The following is a 17,792-nucleotide window of genomic DNA, read 5'->3' as shown; positions in this document are numbered from 1 at the left end:
TTGACATGATCCTATCGCCTGTTTATATTAGCTCTATGAAACATCTCGCTCTCGCTTCACTTATCCTCCTAAATTTTGTCTCCCTTGCTCAGAAGCCTACAGACTACTTGTCCAGTGAGTTTCACGCAGAACGCCGCGCCGCACTAAGAAAAAAAATGCCTGAAAACTCCGTCGCTGTGGTATTCTCTGGACCCGTCCGCAACCGAGCCAATGACGTCAACTATGTCTACCATCAAGACCCCAACTTCTACTACCTCACAGGTCATCGCGAGCCCCATGCCGTCTTGTTGGTTTTCAAAGACGAACAAAAAGTCAAGGGCAAAAAGTTTGATGAAATCATCTTCGTCAGAGAACACAACGCACTCATGGAGCTCTACGAAGGGGGAAGGCTAGGACAAGAAGGAGCCAAAGAAGTCCTAGCCATCGATGCGGCATTCGAAGGAACCCAGTTCGGCAAATTCAACCTAGACTTCTCGAAATTTGACAAGGTCTTATTCTATGATTTTGAAAACGATGTAAGAGACACCAACGAAGAAGGAGATCTCTACGACCTCATCGCGCAGTTCAAAGAAAAGATAGGCTACAATCAGGGCGAACTAATGGTCGAAGCACAACCCAACAATCTGGACGTTGCTCTCTTGGATTTTTTCATGACCGAATTGAGAGAAATCAAAACCGAAGATGAACTCGACCTCCTCCGCAAAGCCATCAATATATCTGCCATCGGCCAAGTAGAAGTCATGAAAGCCATGCAGCCGGGTATGTCAGAGACCGAAGTACAGGGCATGCATGAATTCATCTACAAAAAGTACCGCGCTGAATACGAAGGCTACCCTAGTATCGTCGGTGCTGGACACAACGGATGCGTCCTTCACTACATCGACAACTACAAACCAGCCATCGAGGATGGCGAACTCATACTCATGGATCTGGGGGCTGAATACCATGGCTATACGGCTGACGTCACACGTACCATCCCTGTCAACGGTACTTTTAGTCCTGAACAAAAACTAATCTACGATATCGTATACGATGCACAACAAGCAGCGGCCGATTCCTGCAAAGCTGGCTTACCTTTCTACAAACTCTATGACATCACCGCTGAGATTGTCAACAATAGACTTGTCGAGCTCGGCCTTTACAAAAGCACCAGTGAAAAAGACATCGTAAACCCAGAAACTGGGCGCAACCGCTACTATCCTCACGGCTGCTGCCATCACATCGGATTAGATGTCCATGACAAAGGGATTTATGACCTCCTCCAGCCCAACATGGTCATCACAATCGAACCCGGCATCTATATCCCAGAAGGCAGTCCTACCGATCCAAAATGGTGGAACATACCTGTTCGCATAGAGGATGACTACCTCGTCACCGAAGACGGTTGTGAAAACCTATCCATTCGTGCCCCACGAAAAGCCGAAGAAATCGAAAAAACCATGGCTGAGCCCAGTGTCTTTACGGACTACGTCCTTCCAGATATAGACTAACCATGGTTTGGCTGCTCAAACACGGGGTTTCGCTCAGCGTACTTTACCTCCTGTCTCTCAATGTATATTCCCAGCGGATCTATTCCACAAGCTTCGAAGGGTGGCCAAACCACAAAGAATACACCAAGGCCTGTCTAAAAGCAGACGGATTCAAACTGAACTGGACCGATGGCTTTGATCAAGCAAGAGTGATCATAGATAGTAGCATATCTCACTCGGGGCACAATTCGATTCGTGTCCAATACCCTAAAGGTGGAGTAGGCCCTTCTCAAACAGGAGCGCAAGCAGCCTTGCATTTTGACGGAAAGAAAAACGTCTATGCTTCCTACTGGCTCTACTTCAGCGACAACTTTGATTGGGGAGGAAAGCACGAAGGAGGGAAACTGCCCGGCCTAGCCGGAAACAAAAACTGCAGCGGCGGACAACACTGCGATGGTACCAATGGCTTCACCGCTCGCCTCATGTGGCGAACAAATGGAAAGGCAGTACTCTATCTCTACCATATGGACAAACCTGGCAAATATGGCGAAGACATCCCCCTCATGATAGAGGACAAACAAGTGGTATTTGAAAAAGAAAAATGGTACCACATCACAGAACGTGTAAAAATCAACTCTGGAAATAAGAAAAACGGCGAGATAGAAATATGGGTCAATGGACAGCAAGTGTTAAGCAAGACGGGCCTACGCTTTGTGAACGACGGCAGCCTCATTGACAACTTCTATTTCTCAACATTTCATGGAGGAGCAGGACAGGATTGGGCGCCTGATGCAGATTGCTACATCTGGTTTGATGACTTGGTCGTCTCAACCCGAAAAGCGGATGTACTAGACTGACTCTCATCAAATTTCAACATAAAGCCCTCCTTCCTCCCAAAACACAGCGTACCTTTTCAAGTCTACACATCTATTCTTAGTTTCTTCTCCGGTGGCCAAACTAAAACGGTAGTCATGCCAAGGACAGACGACCTCCCCGTAGGGGTTGATTCTCCCCTTGCTCAAATCCTCACTCATGTGTGGACATTTCTCTTCAAAGGCAAAATAGTTCTCGCCATTCCTTGTCAAACAAAACCGCACATCATCAATTTGCAACTTGACAATTTTGTGAAGCCCCACGATCTTCTCTGCTTTGCCTTTGCTATCGAATAAGAGTATTTTCGTCATGTAGTCTCAATTTAACCAGCATCGCTCAAAAATGAAGTGTCAAAAGAAGAAGTTTCAACTCAATAAAAAGTATGCCTACCTCAATTGCGCATACATGGCTCCTCTGTCAAAAACAGTAGAAAAAGCAGGGCGCATAGGCCTATCCAAAAAACGACAACCCAACCGCATCACACCGGACGACTTCTTTCACGACGTAGAGACAATTCAAACCCTCTATGCACAACTCATACATTCCCCTGACAAAAACCGCATCACCCTAATCCCCTCAGCCTCCTACGGAATCGCCAATGTAGTACACAACCTCCCCATCCACAAAGCCGACAATGTCATCCTCGCTGGCGGCCAGTTTCCCAGCAATGTATACCCGTGGGTCCAATCTTGTCAAGCCCATCAAGCAGAACTACGCATCATCGAAGCGCCAGACACTACCGTTCACCGGGGCAAACTTTGGAACGAAAGATTATTGGAAGCCATAGATACCAACACACGTGTAGTAGCCTTAGGGCACGTACACTGGGCAGACGGCTCCCTATTTGATTTGTTGGCATTTCGTAAACGCTGTGACGAAGTAGGAGCGGCCCTTATCATCGATGGGACACAATCCATCGGCGCTCTCCCCTTCGATGTACAAGAGATTCGCCCCGATGCGCTCATTGTCGCTGGGTACAAATGGCTTCTTGGTCCCTACAGCTCAGGAATCGCCTATTATGGAGAAATATTCGATCAAGGCACACCTATCGAACAAAACTGGATCAACCGAATCGATAGTCAGAATTTCGCCGAGCTAGTCAACTACCAAGAAGACTATCAAGCCGGAGCAGTACGCTACGGCGTGGGAGAAAAAAGCAACTTCATCCTCAACCCCATGATCATCGCCGCACTCAAACAAGTCCTACGATGGCAACCCGTCCAAATACAAAGCTATTGTCAGCAACTCATAGCACCCGCCATCACCGAAATCAAAGAGATGGGCCTATATCTCGAAGACCCCGGCCACCGAGCTAGTCACCTATTTGGTATCCAAATTCCCGAGCACAAAATCACTACCCTCAACCAATCCCTCAAAACACATCGTGTCAGTGCTTCCATGAGAGGCTCCTTCTTGAGAGTATCGCCACACCTATACAACGACGCCCGAGATATCAACAAACTCCTGCAAGCACTGAAAACAATCCAATAGCAAACTAATCCACTACATTCACCCCATTCCAAAACGCCACATACCCTTCGATGGGCTTGGCAAGTTTAGACGCATCAGGGTAGTACCAGGCTGCATCCACATTGATCTCACCCTTCACCTCTATTGTATAATAGCTCGCCTGACCCTTCCATGGACAGGTAGTATGTGTATCACTTTTCGTGAAAAACTCCGAGTGAATAGATTCAATAGGAAAATAGTGGTTGTTCTCCACCACCAGAGTGTCATCACTTTGTGCCAAAACTTGTTCGTTCCAGATTGCTTTCATCGTTATTCGTGTTTGTTTCTCTTTCAAAAACACCTCAAAGCAGATAAAGTTCCAAATAAGCCTATTGATCGAATGAGGCCATTCACTGATCGAATCTTTTGGCAGCCTTCTAGCCTAGAATCTAATTTAACATTCATAAACCATTGGAGACCTAGACAGTTATGAGTAGATTTAATAAGAATAACACCTGTAATTCAAACAATCTGAACCTGACCAAACAATATGATTCAGAAGGTTACGTTAAAAGCGCAGGTAAAATGAATAATGTAGGTGTCAGTGATAGCCTATTGGTGTCACATTACAAAAACGGAAACGAAACAGCATTTGAAGAATTAGTGTCACGGCACAAATCGCGTGTATTTACTACCATATATCTGATCGTCAAAGACAAATATGTCGCTGAAGACTTGCTTCAAGACACATTTATCAAAGTAATACGTACGATCAAAACAGGTAAATACAATGAAGAAGGGAAGTTTCTACCATGGGTACTAAGAATCGCACACAATCTAGCGATTGACTTTTTCAGAAAAGAAAAGCGCTACCCAAAAATTGTAATGGAAGATGGAAGTGGTGTGTTCAATACACTCGATTTTGCCGAAAGTTCGGTAGAATCAGAACACATCAAACAAGATACCAATGCCCTTTTGAAAACACTGGTACAAGAATTGCCAGAAACTCAAAAGGAGGTGCTCATCATGAGGCACTACATGCAAATGAGTTTTCAGGATATCGCTGAAACTACCCAGGTCAGTATCAACACTGCACTCGGACGCATGCGATATGCTTTGATTAATTTGCGCAAGAAAATGCAAAAATTGAATATTGACTATGATCAATCTGTCTACCGAAACTGACCTTATACGATTCATATATGGAGAAACCTCCGCTGACGAAGACCAACAAATACAACAAGCAATCCTTTGCAACCCAGAACTAGAAGAAGCCCTCTCTCTATTGCAGATTGATACACGTATTCTAGACCGACTACTACTCAACCCCTCAGACCAAAGTGCCAATTCGATTCTTCAATATTCCCTCAATTATTCCCCAGACTGACTCTTGTGCTATCATGAGCACTCCTCCTAATTCCAACACATAGGGAGCCCTTGTTCCCATCCGTACACTAGGCTAATTCTGATTTTGCAATGGCACAAATCAGAGTTAATTTCGAAACATGAACAAAAAGGAGCGGTATCAATTTTTCATAGAGCACTTCAGTCAACACAGCCCTGAAGCAGAAACAGAACTACACTACGAAAACCCCTACCAACTCATAGTAGCTGTAGCTCTCAGTGCCCAATGCACCGACAAGCGTGTCAACATGGTGACTCCAGCCATTTTCGAAACCTTCCCCACTCCCGAGGCACTCGCCCAATCGAATTTCGACGAATTGTTTCCCTATATACGATCGATTTCCTATCCCAACAACAAGACTAAACACCTGCTCGGTATGGCCAAAATGCTCGTCGAAGACTTTCATTCTGAAGTACCCTCCGACATCAAAGACCTCCAAAAACTACCCGGTGTAGGCCGCAAAACTGCCAATGTCATCGCGTCAGTGGTATTCAACCAACCAACCATGGCCGTAGATACTCATGTGTTTCGTGTATCCAAACGTCTTGGTCTAGTTACCCAAACTGCCAAGACCCCACTCGAAGTAGAAAAACAGCTCGTCCGCCATATTCCCGAAGAGCATGTCCCCAAAGCACACCACTGGCTGATTCTACATGGTCGCTACATTTGCTTGGCTAGAAAACCCAAGTGCAATGAATGCAGTTTGACACTTATGTGTCGCTATTATGAAAAACAAGTCGACAAGAATTAACAGAATATTCACTATATTGAAAAGACGAGAAAACCCGTAATAGCCTAGATTACTCCAAGCAATATTCGACATCAAATGAAACAAATTAAGCCTTTACTTTACGGGATTTACATCACCTACTTTCTAATTTGTACGTTTGTCGCAGTGACTCATGAAAATCTCGTCCTCCATTGGAAATGGGACTTTGTAGATACCTGGGTAGGCCTGATGAAACTCGTACTCAAACTAGGCGGCATTGGTCTGGTACTCTTTCTCAGTGTTTTGATCATCGAAAACCTTCACATTCGTCAATTGAAGAAGCGAATTTCAGAATTGGAAAAGAAAAAAAATCCAAAAGCCAACATCCAATAAACCACAGGAAATAATCTATATTTAGAAAAGCGTAAAAACTGCTTCAGCAGCTAACCACCAACCCTGAAGAACCTACTATGCTCGCAAAAACATATGGCAGTGCCGTCTACGGCGTAGATGCTCACCTAATAACCATTGAAGTCAACATCATCTCTGGCCTCCACTTTTTCATGGTCGGACTGCCTGATTCAGCTGTCAAAGAAAGTGAACACCGAGTCGAATCAGCCCTCAAGCAAAATGGTTACACCATGCCTCGTCAAAAGGTCATCGTCAACCTCGCCCCAGCGGATATCAAAAAAGAAGGTTCTGCCTACGACTTACCCATCGCTCTGGGTATACTCCGTGCCTCAGACCAAATCATCATCCCTGCCATAGAGGATTACATCATCATGGGAGAACTAGCCCTTGATGGGAAAATCAGGCCTATCAAAGGCGCCCTACCCATAGCCATCGAAGCAAGGAAAAAAGGATTCAAAGGACTTATCCTGCCCAAAGAAAATGCCTCCGAAGCGGCCATTGTGGACAAAGTTGATATCATTGGAGTAGAAACACTCCCAGAAGCCATCGGACACTTGACTGGCAAAGCTCTAATACAACCTCTCGTCTATGACACGCGGGACATGTTTCAGTCTCATATCAACGAGTACAGTGCCGACTTTGCCAACGTACAAGGACAAGAAAACATCAAACGCTCCCTAGAAATCGCAGCAGCGGGAGGGCACAACGTCATCATGATTGGCCCCCCAGGAGCTGGCAAGACCATGTTGGCCAAACGCCTCCCATCCATACTCCCTCCTTTGTCTCTACAAGAGTCCCTAGAGACCACCAAGATACATTCGGTCTCAGGCCACCTCAAAGAAAACTCATCACTCATCACCACGCGCCCTTTTCGTGCCCCCCACCACACCATCAGTGATGTGGCCTTGGTAGGAGGGGGAGGCATCCCACAACCCGGCGAAATCTCACTTGCCAACAATGGTGTGCTATTTTTGGACGAGTTGCCGGAGTTCAAACGCACCGTACTTGAGGTAATGAGACAACCGTTAGAAGAACGAAAAGTCACCATATCACGCGCAAAAATTTCCATCGAATTCCCAGCCAACTTTATGCTGATTGCCAGCATGAATCCCTGTCCCTGTGGCTACTACAACCACCCCGAAAAAGAATGCGCCTGTGCACCAGGCGTAGTACAAAAGTACCTCAACAAAGTCAGCGGGCCTCTGCTCGACCGGATAGACCTCCATGTAGAAGTGACTCCTGTCTCCTTTGACCAACTGACCGAAGATCGAAAATCCGAAAGCAGCGATGAGATACGCGAACGTGTCATCGAAGCACGGCTCATCCAAGCCGAGCGCTTCAAAGATCACCCAGAGATATTCAACAACGCCATGATGAACTCCCAGATGGTCAAAGCCATCTGTCAAATCAATCAACCAGGCAAAGCACTGCTCAAAACAGCCATGGAAAAGCTCGGACTTTCCGCCAGAGCCTACGACCGGATACTTAAAGTCTCGCGAACAATTGCAGATCTGGCTGGCAAACAAGACATCCAAATCGAACACCTCGCCGAAGCGATCCAATACCGCAGCTTGGACCGAGAAGGCTGGGCTAATTAGGCTTATTCCAGCACAAAAACAACTACGCATTACAACCTGTGGAAAAGCTTTCCCATATCGGGAAAACTAGATACATTCTAACCTTCAATTTAATCCCACAAAACACCAATAAGCCAACAAAAACGAATTGGTATGCTTTTTTCACTACTTCTCACGACAATGGAAGTAAGCGCATTGCATTTTAACCCTTTCGCATAATTTGTGATCTACGGGTAGAGAGTAGCGCTACATCCGCATTTTTTCACCAAAACCCACACATATGAATAAGCAAATCATGGCTTATGTAGCCACACTGATATTGATAGTCTCTGCGGGACCTATGGCCCGAGCACAAGATGTAGACGCAGGGGTAAAAGGAGGCATGAACTTCAGTACCCTCATTCAAAATGAAATAGACGACCAGGACATGCGTCTCGGCTGGCAAGCAGGTTTCTACTCCAAGATCCGAACTGGAGAACGATTCTTTGTCATGCCAGAAATCTTGTTTTCTACCAAAGGCGTCAAGTACGACTATGACGTATTGGGTTCTTCTGGAGACCTCAAACTCAACCTGTACTACATCGACGTACCCGTCATGTTTGGTTTTCATCTCACTGAACACCTGGCCCTCGAAGTTGGCCCCTATGGGTCCTATCTGGTAGACGCTGGGTACAAAGCCTCCGGCGATGATCTCAACGACCAAGATGACTTAGATAGAGACAATTTCAAGAGTTTCGATTACGGCCTAGCTGGAGGACTCAGCTATCAGCTCGAATCCTTCATGGTTGGTGCACGCTACAACTACGGTCTCGCAGAAATCGCGGAAAGCGACCTGGCTGACTTCACCCTCGAAAATTCAAGAAACTCCGTCGCACAACTCTATGTGGCCTTTCGTCTCACCGATTGACATGACATAGATTCTCCCCATAAACCTGATGTGCCGTTTACCATACATGAGCGCTCATCAGGTTTTTTTACTTATATACCTAATCATAACACATTTACCGCCCGCTCGTCCAAAAGTTCGAGAACAAGCTATACTTAATCCTCCGTGGATACGTTAAAGACAATAATCATAGCGTTAAGTCACTGTATCTAAGAGAATAAGTTGTGGATAATTAATCAATTAGGGGTTGATTTTCATTTTACTTTTCAAATGTGTTGAATTAGATTAGCGCAAAGGTTCAAAAACTAAGAACGACAATTATGAGCAACGGAGAGAAAACCAGGTATTCCGCGGATGAGCTGAAAGAATTTGAAACCTTGATCAACGACAAACTAGAAAAAGCTTGGAACGAGCTTAACTACATCAAGCAGTCATTGACCAAGAGTAAAGATTCTGGTACTGACAGTACTTTCGGAAACGTAAAAACACTGGAAGATGGCGCGGATACTGCAGAAAAAGAAAGCTTGAATCAGCTCGCTGCAAGACAACAAAAGTTTATCACAAACTTGGAGAATGCCTTGATCAGAATCAAAAACGGAACCTATGGTATCTGCAAAGAAAGTGGAAAACTCATCAGCAAAGAGAGGCTGAAGGCTGTTCCACACACGACATTATCTATTGACTCCAAATTGAAGCAAAACAGTTAAGTGGATTTTTTGTCCAACCATATTGAGGCGCTCATTTTTTGTTCGCCCAAACCCATCAGTGACAAAGAATTAAAAGACTGTTTGTCGGAGATGTTCGAAGCGGAGGTGCCCCTCAAAGATATAGAAGAGGCAATCTTGGCACTACAGGACAAATACGCCTCTGATTCCTATTCGTTTGAGCCAATCCAAAGCGGGGGAGGGTATCAGTTTCTAACCAAACCTGCTTATCAGGCCAGTATCGGCATACTGCTCAAACAACAGTCCAAAAAAAGACTATCCAATTCTGCACTCGAAACTCTCTCGATTATTGCCTACAAGCAACCAGTCACCAAAGGAGACATGGAGCAAATCCGTGGCGTAAATTGTGACTATTCTGTCCAAAAGCTACTCGAAAAAGAGCTCATCGAAATCAAAGGAAAATCCGAAACAGTGGGACGCCCCCTCCTCTACGGCACCAGCCAAAATTTCATCGATTACTTTGGCATCAATAGCCTCAGTGAATTACCCACACTCAAAGACTTTGAGCAGAAAGACAATGAGATCGGTGAATCTCAAGAATAATTTCTCGTAGTAGCTGCTTCTTATTGTCTAGCTTTGCCAGATAATATCTGATCATGCAACGAAAAAACAGGCTTTCAAAACCCAAAACCACTACTCCAAAAAAGACATCCATCGAATACCCGGTGAGAATCAATAAGTACATCTCCAACTCAGGAATCTGTTCGCGAAGAGATGCCGACAAGCTGATCCAGGAGGGTCGCATCCAAATCAATGGGACTGTCGTCACGGAACTTGGCATGAAAGTCGAGCAAAAAGATGAGGTCAAATTCAACGGCAAAGTGATCAGTCCGCAAAACTTCGTATACGTCTTGCTCAACAAGCCCAAAGACTACATCAGTACCATGGAAGATCCCGAAAACCGAAAAACGGTAATGGACTTGGTCAAAACAGCATGTGACGAACGCATTTACCCTGTCGGACGATTGGATAGAAATACCACAGGATTGCTACTCCTCACTAACGACGGTGAACTATCTCAAAAGATGACGCACCCCTCTTACAAAATCAAGAAAATTTATCAAGCAGAACTGGACAAGCCACTCACCTCCAACCATTTTGAGGAAATTGCCAACGGCTTTACCTTGGACGATGGTCCCGTAACCGTCAGTGATATTGCTATTTTGGATACCACCAAAAAGAACATCGGTTTGCAAATTCACATCGGTCGAAACCGTATCGTAAGACGTATCTTCGAAAATTTCGGCTATGAGGTAGAAAAGCTCGACCGTACCATGTACGGTTCCCTCACCAAAAAAGATCTCCCAAGAGGAAAATGGAGATTTTTGACGGACAAAGAAATTATCCTCCTCAAAAACCTAACCTAATCATTTTAGCTCTGCAAGAACTGTCCTTCCTCCTTTGGTCTTTTGCTCTAGCGAGACTTTGATCTCTGCGTCCAATGGCAAAAACACATCCAACCGAGAGCCGAACTTGATAAAGCCATACTCCTGACCTTGTACCAACTGGTCATTTTCTTTGGCGTACCACTTGATACGGCGGGCTACAGCTCCCGCTATTTGCCTCACTAAGACTTCAGTCCCAGTAGGGTTTTGTACTACCATCGTAGTTCGCTCGTTTTCGGTGCTCGATTTTGGGTGCCACGCGACGAGATATTTGCCTGCATGGTATTTGAAGTACTTGACCACTCCTCCGACTGGAGTACGACACACATGGACATTGAGTGGAGACATAAAGATAGACAACTGCTTGCGCTCATCCTTAAAATACTCTCCCTCCACTGTATTTTCAATCACGACTACTTTACCATCAGCAGGTGCCAAAACCATGTTGTCTTGAATTTCAATCGTAAATTTGGGGTTTCTAAAAAACTGCAATACAAGCAAATACACAAGCAAGCTCGAGATAAGCGTCATCTGCTGAACTAAGGTTTGAGCTGGCAAATAGGTGCTCACAACATAGTTGATGATAAATAGTACTGCAAGAAGTATAAAGAGTATTTTTCGGCCTTCCTTGTGTATAGTCATGTCAGTAAAAAGGTAAAAAAGGGTTCTTTTTAGAACCCTCCTCTGTATTTATAAGTGTTTGAAACTTTATCTATTGCTACGATGTATGCGGCAATTCTCAAAGATACATTGTATTCTTGAGACACCTCATATACTTTGTTGAACGAAGTTTTCATGATACGGTCCGAACGACGATTGACACGCTCACGCGTCCACTTATACCCCAGTCTATTTTGTACCCACTCGAAGTATGAAACCGTGACTCCACCCGCATTAGCCAAAATGTCAGGCACAGCCATCACATCATTCTCCATCAAGATAGCGTCTGCTTTGGCAGAGGTAGGGCCATTAGCTCCCTCGACAATCAATTTCGCCTTTATCTTGGCAGCATTATTTTTGGTAATTACATCCTCCATAGCAGCAGGAATCAACACATCCACGTCCAAAAATAATAACTCATCACCATCGATTTTTTCTGCACCTCCATAGCCTTCTAGGCTTCTGTTATTAGCATCACGGTATGCTATCGCCTCTTCTATATTGATTCCATTGTCGTTGTGGTACGCTCCAGAGATGTCACTGATCGCGACTACCTTGACGCCACGCTCAGCCAGTAGCTGTGCTGCCCATGAGCCGACGTTACCAAATCCTTGGATCGCACATTTGGCATTGAATGGGTTGATATGCTTGCGCTCCATAGCAGCAAGAGCCGAAATCATCACCCCACGTCCTGTTGCTTCGGTACGACCGAGTGACCCTCCTAGTACGAGCGGCTTACCTGTCACCACGGCATTGACCGTCATTCCTTGTGATTTGGAATATTCATCCATCATCCAAGCCATCTCTCTCGGCCCAGTCCCCATATCCGGAGCAGGAATATCCCGGTCAGGTCCGAATATTTCAATCAGTGTTTGAGTATACGTCCGAGTCAGTCGTTCGATTTCTCCTGCCGACATTTCTCGTGGGTTACACTTTATACCTCCTTTGGCACCTCCATAGGGTATGTCCACCACGGCGCATTTCCAAGTCATCCATGCCGCCAAGGCCTTGACCTCATCGAGATTGACCCCCAAATCAAAACGCACACCTCCTTTGGATGGACCAAGGATGTTGGAGTGAATGACACGGTAACCTTCGAATACGCGAATCGAACCGTCATCCATGGTCACAGGCAATGATACGATGGCTTGCTTGTACGGAGACTTTAGTACATTGTAGATTTCTTGGTCTAGGCCGAGGGCTTCAGCGGCCACATTAAACCTAGACATCATAGACTCAAAAGGATTCTCTTTATCCTTGATCGGAGCAGGTTCTATGTATCCCATTTTTGTGTTTGTTGTTTGTTATGAAACAAATGTAATCATTCAAAAAAAGAAACAAACGCTTTATATTCTAATAATCCTATCAGTATTTCATGCAGAATTTGAGAAAGATCACGATGAATGGAACCGACAGCAACAAGCCATCGAAACGGTCCAAAAACCCACCGTGCCCTGGCAGTTTGCGTCCAGAGTCTTTGATCTGCATACTGCGTTTGAACAACGACTCTACCAAATCACCATACGTGCCACAGACAATAATGATCAGCGAGATCACGATCCACTGCCAGCGAGCCAAATCATGAAAATAATACGACACACCTACAGCAAACACCAATGACAGAATAGCTCCACCTACACTCCCTTCCCAGGATTTTTTTGGCGATACACGCTCAAATAGTTTTCGTTTACCAAACTGGATCCCGGCAAAATAAGCTCCCGTATCGCTAGCCCACAAGATTAAAAATAGGCCAATAATGATCTGATAACTATAATGACCCATCGAAAATGCCGCCACGCTCAGCAAAGAAATAGGCAAAGCCACATAAAATATCCCTAGAAAAGTAAATGCGATATTGGTAAAGGGCTTCTTCTCATCTTTCTTATAAAGTTTGATAAAATACACACCAGAGGTCAATGGCAATATGATGTAAAACCAGTCCGTATCGTGTACATGGCCTGACGACCCAAGAAAAAACAAAGTAAAAATGAGTATACCCATCAGTGTCCCGTAGGTTTTGAGAGGAATAATCCCACTGGCTTGAATCAATTTATAAAACTCAAGCTGAGTCATGACAGCCAAAAACAAGAATGCACCAAAAAACCCCCATTGATCATAGGCCACCACAAATATCGTAAATGCCGCTCCTAGTATACCCGTAATCAATCGCTTGACTAGATCGCCAAACTTATTATTCGAATTTGATGTCATCTTTTATAATCTTAATCGCCCGAATCACATCATCGGCCACTACATGGACTTCAAATTGACCCAATTGATATGCTGCATCTTTTTTATTGATGAGCACGGGTTGAATCCCCTTGTCCTCCAGCACAGAGACAACGATATTGGCGCGGTATTCGGTCCTATCAGAATATACCTTTTGCCAATCGGTCATCGCGTTGCGCTCTCTTTAAATTGTTTTGTAAATAGTACAAAAAGTACAATCCCTATAATAGCGAATATGCCCACGCTTTCCAAAGGAATGGATTCGGTATTTTCAATATCATAATCTACAATTTGCTGTTGGTACAGATACAGCATCACAATGGTCAAGCCATTGTTGACAAAGTGCGCCAAAATCGCATAAAGTAAGTTGCCTGAATAGTAATAAAAATAACCAAATAAGGCTCCCAAAAGCATCCTTGGGAAAAACCCGAAAAACTGCATATGAAAAGCACTAAACATCACTGCAGTGAGCCAAATGGCCAAATGGGGATTTTTGATCGCTTTGACAAAATATTTTTGAATCAAGCCTCTAAAGAGGAGCTCTTCGCCAATGGCCGGTAATATCGCCACGATCACAAATACCGCTACAAAATAAGGTACACTATCCATGGTCGTCAAATACTTGGTCAGAGCTGCCGCGACTTCTTCTTTTCCTTTGGCCCAAGACTGAAATGGCTCTGGAAAAACAAAATCGGCATTCCACTCAATCACCACACTATCCACCACAATAAAGGACAATACGGTCCCCACAACCAAAAGCCCATGTACTCCACTAAAACTGCTCATTCGAAAGATCGCAAACAACTTCTGCTTCTCAAATTGATGGATATACAAAAATGGCCCGACAACAAAGCCCATAAAAGCGCTCACAAATTGCATCATCAACATGCCCCCCTTTAACTCTGGGTGATTGGGCAACTCCTGCATGGCCATCAACAACTCCTTCACACCCATTCCTGACAAAGGAACCAACAAAACCAAACTAAGAAACTGACCAATAAATAATCCTCCCACAGCGTAACCAATCAGAATTGGTATCTGTAGCAAAGGCATTTTTTTGACGAAAGACGAATCGGTCATAATACTGGGGGTCATGGAACAGGTATACTCAGACGACAAATTCGAGTGGACTATTTTCTAATCCATTTGAATCTCACAGAATACACGTAACTTTGTGGCAAAAATGTTCTGATAATTCGAATAATCAAAAAGTATTATTCGAGTGATCTTTTTGCAAATCAAATCGTGAAGAAATGGTCAAAATAGGTGATATAGAATTAGGTGATTTTCCTTTGCTATTGGCTCCCATGGAAGATGTAAGTGACCCGCCATTTCGAGCGGTATGCAAGGAAAACGGTGCAGACTTGATGTATACGGAGTTTATCTCCTCAGAGGGCCTCATTCGAGATGCCGCCAAAAGCCTACAAAAACTAGACATTTACGACTATGAGCGCCCGATTGGAATTCAGATCTTTGGTGACAAAATCGAATCCATGCGCGAAGCTGCAGCGATCGCCGAAGAGGCCAACCCGGAGCTCATCGACATCAATTACGGTTGTCCAGTCAAAAAGGTAGCCTGTAAAGGCGCTGGCGCAGGAATCCTCCTGGACATCCCCAAGATGGAAGAAATGACAGCAGAGATCGTCAAGCGTGTCGACAAACCTGTCACAGTCAAAACCCGTCTCGGGTGGGATCATGATACCATCAAAATCCTCGAAGTAGCCAAACGACTCCAAGGTGTAGGCATTCAGGCGCTCACCATTCATGGACGTACTCGGGCCCAGATGTACAAGGGAGAAGCAGATTGGTCGTTTATCGAAGAAGTCAAAAACCATCCGGACATCCATATACCGATTTTCGGCAATGGAGACATTGATTCACCTCAAAAAGCCCAGCTCTACAAAAATACTTATGGCGTAGATGGCATCATGATCGGAAGAGCTGCCATCGGTTACCCTTGGATATTCAACGAAATCAAGCACTACTTCACAACTGGCGAAATTCTCCCACCACCTACACTCGAACAACGCATCGAGACAGTCAAATCTCACTTGAAGTTTTCCGTAGAGTGGAAAGGAGACAAGAAAGGGATCTTCGAGATGCGTAGACACTACACCAATTATTTTCGTGGGATACCAGGGGTCAAACCCTACCGTGCCCGCCTTGTCGAAACACCCACTTTTGAAGAGACGTTGTCCGTACTGGACGAAATAGGAGAGGTGTTTGGGGAAGTGGATGTTGTGAATTCATAACCCTGCCTCGACACTTCATGCCAAACAATAAGACCCTCTCTTGGATATTGCTGGGATTGATTTCATTGATTTGGGGCAGCTCGTTCATCCTCATCAAAAAAGGATTGCTGTTCTTCACCCCCTCTGAAGTCGGCACGCTGCGCATCTTCATGGCTTCCCTTGCCTTACTTCCTTTTGGAATACAAGCCATTCGACGTGTTCCACGACGAAAACGCACGTATATTTTCATTGTTGGTTTGGTCGGTAGTTATATCCCCGCCATGTTATTTGCCTTGGCGCAAACCAGAGTCGATAGTGCCATCACAGGAGTCATCAATTCATTTACTCCCATTTTTGTCACTCTCTTTGGAATACTCTTCTTCCAGTTGAAAATGACACGAACAGCCAGCTTCGGGATAGTTATCGGACTGATCGGTTGCTTATTCATCTTGCTAGGTGGTGCCCATTTCGACATGAGAGGAATCAATTATTATGGATTTCTAATACTCGCTGCGACTGTTATGTATGGCATCAATGCCAACATCATCAAAAGCTTTTTGCCAGAGATCAAGGCCCTCGATATCACAGCTCTATCGTTTTTCCTCATTTTTCCGATCTGTGCTAGTGTTTTATTTTTTGGTACGGGTTTTACAGCCAAAATCAGTACTAACCCAAACTTTCTTTGGGCTTTTGGGTACATCGCTGTGCTGGGAGTAATCGGTACAGCACTCGCCATGTTCATTTTCAACAAACTCGTCAAAATCGCTTCCCCGGTATTTGCTACATCGTGTACCTACATCATCCCTCTCGTAGCAATAGGCTGGGGCTTACTTGATGGTGAAACATTGAACATTTACCAGTACCTCGGCATTGTGATTGTTTTGATGGGTGTCTATCTTGCCAATCGTAAGTAATCGCATGGTAGAAAAAGAAGAGTTTTCCATAATAAGCAAAGACGGCACACAACTAGCCGGATATGAATACATAGTAGATGAACCACAAGCGCTAGTCTGCATGATCCACGGTCTAGGAGAACACTCCGGCAGGTACGAACACGTCGCACAATTCTTTGGTCAGCACCAAATTGCCTTTTATGTAATTGACCTAAGGGGACACGGGGCTTCTGAAGGCAAAAGAGGACATGCGTCTAGTTATGACGTACTACTCGATGATGTAGAAGAACTCATGATGTATGCTCGATCAGAATTCAACGAAACACCGATGTTTCTCTACGGACATAGTATGGGAGGAGGCCTAGTCGCCAATTATTGTATGCTCCGCAATACCAACGAACTCAGCGGCGCAATTTTATCCTCTCCATGGTTGAGCCTGGTAGACACCCCTCCCTCATGGAAAATAAATCTGGCCAAAAGAATAGCTAAATTTTGGCCTTCTTTCACTCAGTCCAATGGATTGGATCAGCACATGCTCACCAATGACCCTGTGGTCAATGGCGCATACAACCAAGACCCAAAAGTATTTGGAAAAATCTCAGTAAAGTTATTTAGTGAGGCATATACCCAAGGTATATGGGCTCTAACCAACACAGCGCGTCTCAAATTACCCCTTTTGGTTTATCACGGAGAAGACGACCCCATCACTTCTCCCATTGGTTCCAAATCACTAGCAGAACAGCGCCCTGACCTCATCGTCTATACTACACATAGCGAGACCAAGCATGAGCCTCACAATGACCTCAAGAAAGAGGAAGTATTAAACACTGTATGGGACTGGATGGAAAACAGACTAAACTAAGTTCGGTGATGGAATAGTCATTCACCAA

General features: G+C 44.8%; 22 protein-coding genes. 15 read left to right on the top strand and 7 right to left on the bottom strand.

Features of this window, described 5'->3' with window-relative positions; all coding sequences use genetic code 11:
- The first annotated feature begins 35 nt into the window (after window positions 1–35).
- On the top strand, window positions 36–1,490 hold the full coding sequence (locus BFP72_RS17445) for an aminopeptidase P N-terminal domain-containing protein (protein WP_099600363.1): 1,455 nt from the start codon (window positions 36–38) through the stop codon (window positions 1,488–1,490).
- Between the two features lie 2 nt (window positions 1,491–1,492).
- On the top strand, window positions 1,493–2,326 hold the full coding sequence (locus BFP72_RS17440) for a polysaccharide lyase (protein WP_099600362.1): 834 nt from the start codon (window positions 1,493–1,495) through the stop codon (window positions 2,324–2,326).
- A gap of 6 nt (window positions 2,327–2,332) precedes the next feature.
- On the opposite strand, the gene BFP72_RS17435 is transcribed toward BFP72_RS17440, so the two are convergent.
- Window positions 2,333–2,653 carry a Rieske (2Fe-2S) protein gene (locus tag BFP72_RS17435; protein ID WP_099600361.1) on the bottom strand — a complete coding sequence of 107 codons (321 nt, stop codon included), beginning with the start codon at window positions 2,651–2,653 and terminating at the stop codon, window positions 2,333–2,335.
- Between the two features lie 31 nt (window positions 2,654–2,684).
- Between BFP72_RS17435 and BFP72_RS17430 the strand changes: the two genes are divergently transcribed.
- Complete coding sequence (locus BFP72_RS17430; RefSeq protein WP_099600360.1) at window positions 2,685–3,833, top strand: aminotransferase class V-fold PLP-dependent enzyme; 1,149 nt, start codon at window positions 2,685–2,687, stop codon at window positions 3,831–3,833.
- Between the two features lie 4 nt (window positions 3,834–3,837).
- Here BFP72_RS17430 and BFP72_RS17425 read toward each other — a convergent pair whose 3' ends face one another.
- Entirely contained in the window at window positions 3,838–4,119 is a 282-nt protein-coding gene (locus BFP72_RS17425; RefSeq protein ID WP_099600359.1) for a DUF427 domain-containing protein, read from the bottom strand.
- Between the two features lie 257 nt (window positions 4,120–4,376).
- Here BFP72_RS17425 and BFP72_RS17420 point away from each other — a divergent pair, with 257 nt between their 5' ends.
- From BFP72_RS17420 to BFP72_RS17380, 9 genes are all read left to right on the top strand, one after another.
- Window positions 4,377–4,976 carry an RNA polymerase sigma factor gene (locus BFP72_RS17420; protein WP_099600358.1) on the top strand — a complete coding sequence of 200 codons (600 nt, stop codon included), beginning with the start codon at window positions 4,377–4,379 and terminating at the stop codon, window positions 4,974–4,976.
- The gene (locus BFP72_RS17415; protein WP_099600357.1) at window positions 4,951–5,178 is read left to right on the top strand and encodes a hypothetical protein; all 228 of its coding nucleotides are present in this window, start codon (window positions 4,951–4,953) and stop codon (window positions 5,176–5,178) included. The genes BFP72_RS17420 and BFP72_RS17415 overlap by 26 nt, the downstream gene beginning before the upstream one ends.
- A 118-nt stretch (window positions 5,179–5,296) precedes the next feature.
- Window positions 5,297–5,947: an endonuclease III gene (nth, locus tag BFP72_RS17410; protein ID WP_099600356.1), complete on the top strand. Its 651-nt coding sequence runs from the start codon at window positions 5,297–5,299 to the stop codon at window positions 5,945–5,947.
- Window positions 5,948–6,022: 75 nt separating this feature from the next.
- Window positions 6,023–6,298 (top strand): hypothetical protein, encoded by a 276-nt coding sequence (locus BFP72_RS17405; protein ID WP_099600355.1) that lies wholly within the window; start codon window positions 6,023–6,025, stop codon window positions 6,296–6,298.
- A gap of 77 nt (window positions 6,299–6,375) precedes the next feature.
- On the top strand, window positions 6,376–7,914 hold the full coding sequence (locus BFP72_RS17400; RefSeq protein ID WP_099600354.1) for a YifB family Mg chelatase-like AAA ATPase: 1,539 nt from the start codon (window positions 6,376–6,378) through the stop codon (window positions 7,912–7,914).
- 259 nt (window positions 7,915–8,173) lie between these two features.
- Window positions 8,174–8,800 carry a porin family protein gene (locus BFP72_RS17395; protein ID WP_099600353.1) on the top strand — a complete coding sequence of 209 codons (627 nt, stop codon included), beginning with the start codon at window positions 8,174–8,176 and terminating at the stop codon, window positions 8,798–8,800.
- 299 nt (window positions 8,801–9,099) lie between these two features.
- The gene (locus tag BFP72_RS17390) at window positions 9,100–9,486 is read left to right on the top strand and encodes a TraR/DksA C4-type zinc finger protein (protein WP_099600352.1); all 387 of its coding nucleotides are present in this window, start codon (window positions 9,100–9,102) and stop codon (window positions 9,484–9,486) included.
- On the top strand, window positions 9,487–10,047 hold the full coding sequence (gene scpB / locus BFP72_RS17385; protein WP_099600351.1) for an SMC-Scp complex subunit ScpB: 561 nt from the start codon (window positions 9,487–9,489) through the stop codon (window positions 10,045–10,047).
- A 53-nt stretch (window positions 10,048–10,100) separates the two neighbouring features.
- Window positions 10,101–10,871 (top strand): pseudouridine synthase, encoded by a 771-nt coding sequence (locus BFP72_RS17380; RefSeq protein WP_099600350.1) that lies wholly within the window; start codon window positions 10,101–10,103, stop codon window positions 10,869–10,871.
- Here the strand turns inward: BFP72_RS17380 and BFP72_RS17375 are convergent, their stop codons facing one another.
- The 5 genes from BFP72_RS17375 to BFP72_RS17355 all read right to left on the bottom strand — a co-directional run bounded on the left by BFP72_RS17375 (window position 10,872) and on the right by BFP72_RS17355 (window position 14,858).
- On the bottom strand, window positions 10,872–11,531 hold the full coding sequence (locus tag BFP72_RS17375; RefSeq protein WP_099600349.1) for a phosphatidylserine decarboxylase family protein: 660 nt from the start codon (window positions 11,529–11,531) through the stop codon (window positions 10,872–10,874). It abuts the gene before it with no gap.
- Window positions 11,532–11,560: 29 nt separating this feature from the next.
- Complete coding sequence (locus BFP72_RS17370) at window positions 11,561–12,835, bottom strand: Glu/Leu/Phe/Val dehydrogenase (RefSeq protein WP_099600348.1); 1,275 nt, start codon at window positions 12,833–12,835, stop codon at window positions 11,561–11,563.
- Between the two features lie 79 nt (window positions 12,836–12,914).
- Entirely contained in the window at window positions 12,915–13,760 is an 846-nt protein-coding gene (locus tag BFP72_RS17365) for a phosphatidate cytidylyltransferase (protein WP_099600347.1), read from the bottom strand.
- A complete protein-coding gene (locus BFP72_RS17360) occupies window positions 13,741–13,947 on the bottom strand; it encodes a putative signal transducing protein (RefSeq protein WP_099600346.1) in 207 nt (68 codons plus the stop codon). Before BFP72_RS17360 ends, BFP72_RS17365 begins: the two co-directional genes overlap by 20 nt.
- Window positions 13,944–14,858 (bottom strand): CPBP family intramembrane glutamic endopeptidase, encoded by a 915-nt coding sequence (locus BFP72_RS17355; RefSeq protein WP_158233453.1) that lies wholly within the window; start codon window positions 14,856–14,858, stop codon window positions 13,944–13,946. Before BFP72_RS17355 ends, BFP72_RS17360 begins: the two co-directional genes overlap by 4 nt.
- 173 nt (window positions 14,859–15,031) lie before the next feature.
- Between BFP72_RS17355 and dusB the strand changes: the two genes are divergently transcribed.
- Genes dusB through BFP72_RS17340 form a run of 3 tightly spaced genes read left to right on the top strand, consistent with a single transcriptional unit; the run spans window position 15,032 to window position 17,764 of the window.
- Window positions 15,032–16,030 carry a tRNA dihydrouridine synthase DusB gene (gene dusB / locus BFP72_RS17350; protein ID WP_099600344.1) on the top strand — a complete coding sequence of 333 codons (999 nt, stop codon included), beginning with the start codon at window positions 15,032–15,034 and terminating at the stop codon, window positions 16,028–16,030.
- Between the two features lie 17 nt (window positions 16,031–16,047).
- Window positions 16,048–16,923 (top strand): DMT family transporter, encoded by an 876-nt coding sequence (locus BFP72_RS17345; RefSeq protein ID WP_099600343.1) that lies wholly within the window; start codon window positions 16,048–16,050, stop codon window positions 16,921–16,923.
- 4 nt (window positions 16,924–16,927) lie between these two features.
- Window positions 16,928–17,764 carry an alpha/beta hydrolase gene (locus BFP72_RS17340; RefSeq protein ID WP_099600342.1) on the top strand — a complete coding sequence of 279 codons (837 nt, stop codon included), beginning with the start codon at window positions 16,928–16,930 and terminating at the stop codon, window positions 17,762–17,764.
- Window positions 17,765–17,792: the final 28 nt, after the last annotated feature.

The organism is Reichenbachiella sp. 5M10, from assembly GCF_002742335.1.
Lineage (GTDB): Bacteria > Bacteroidota > Bacteroidia > Cytophagales > Cyclobacteriaceae > Reichenbachiella.
Note: the sequence above shows the minus strand (reverse complement) of the source record. Positions and strands in the feature narration are given on the sequence as shown.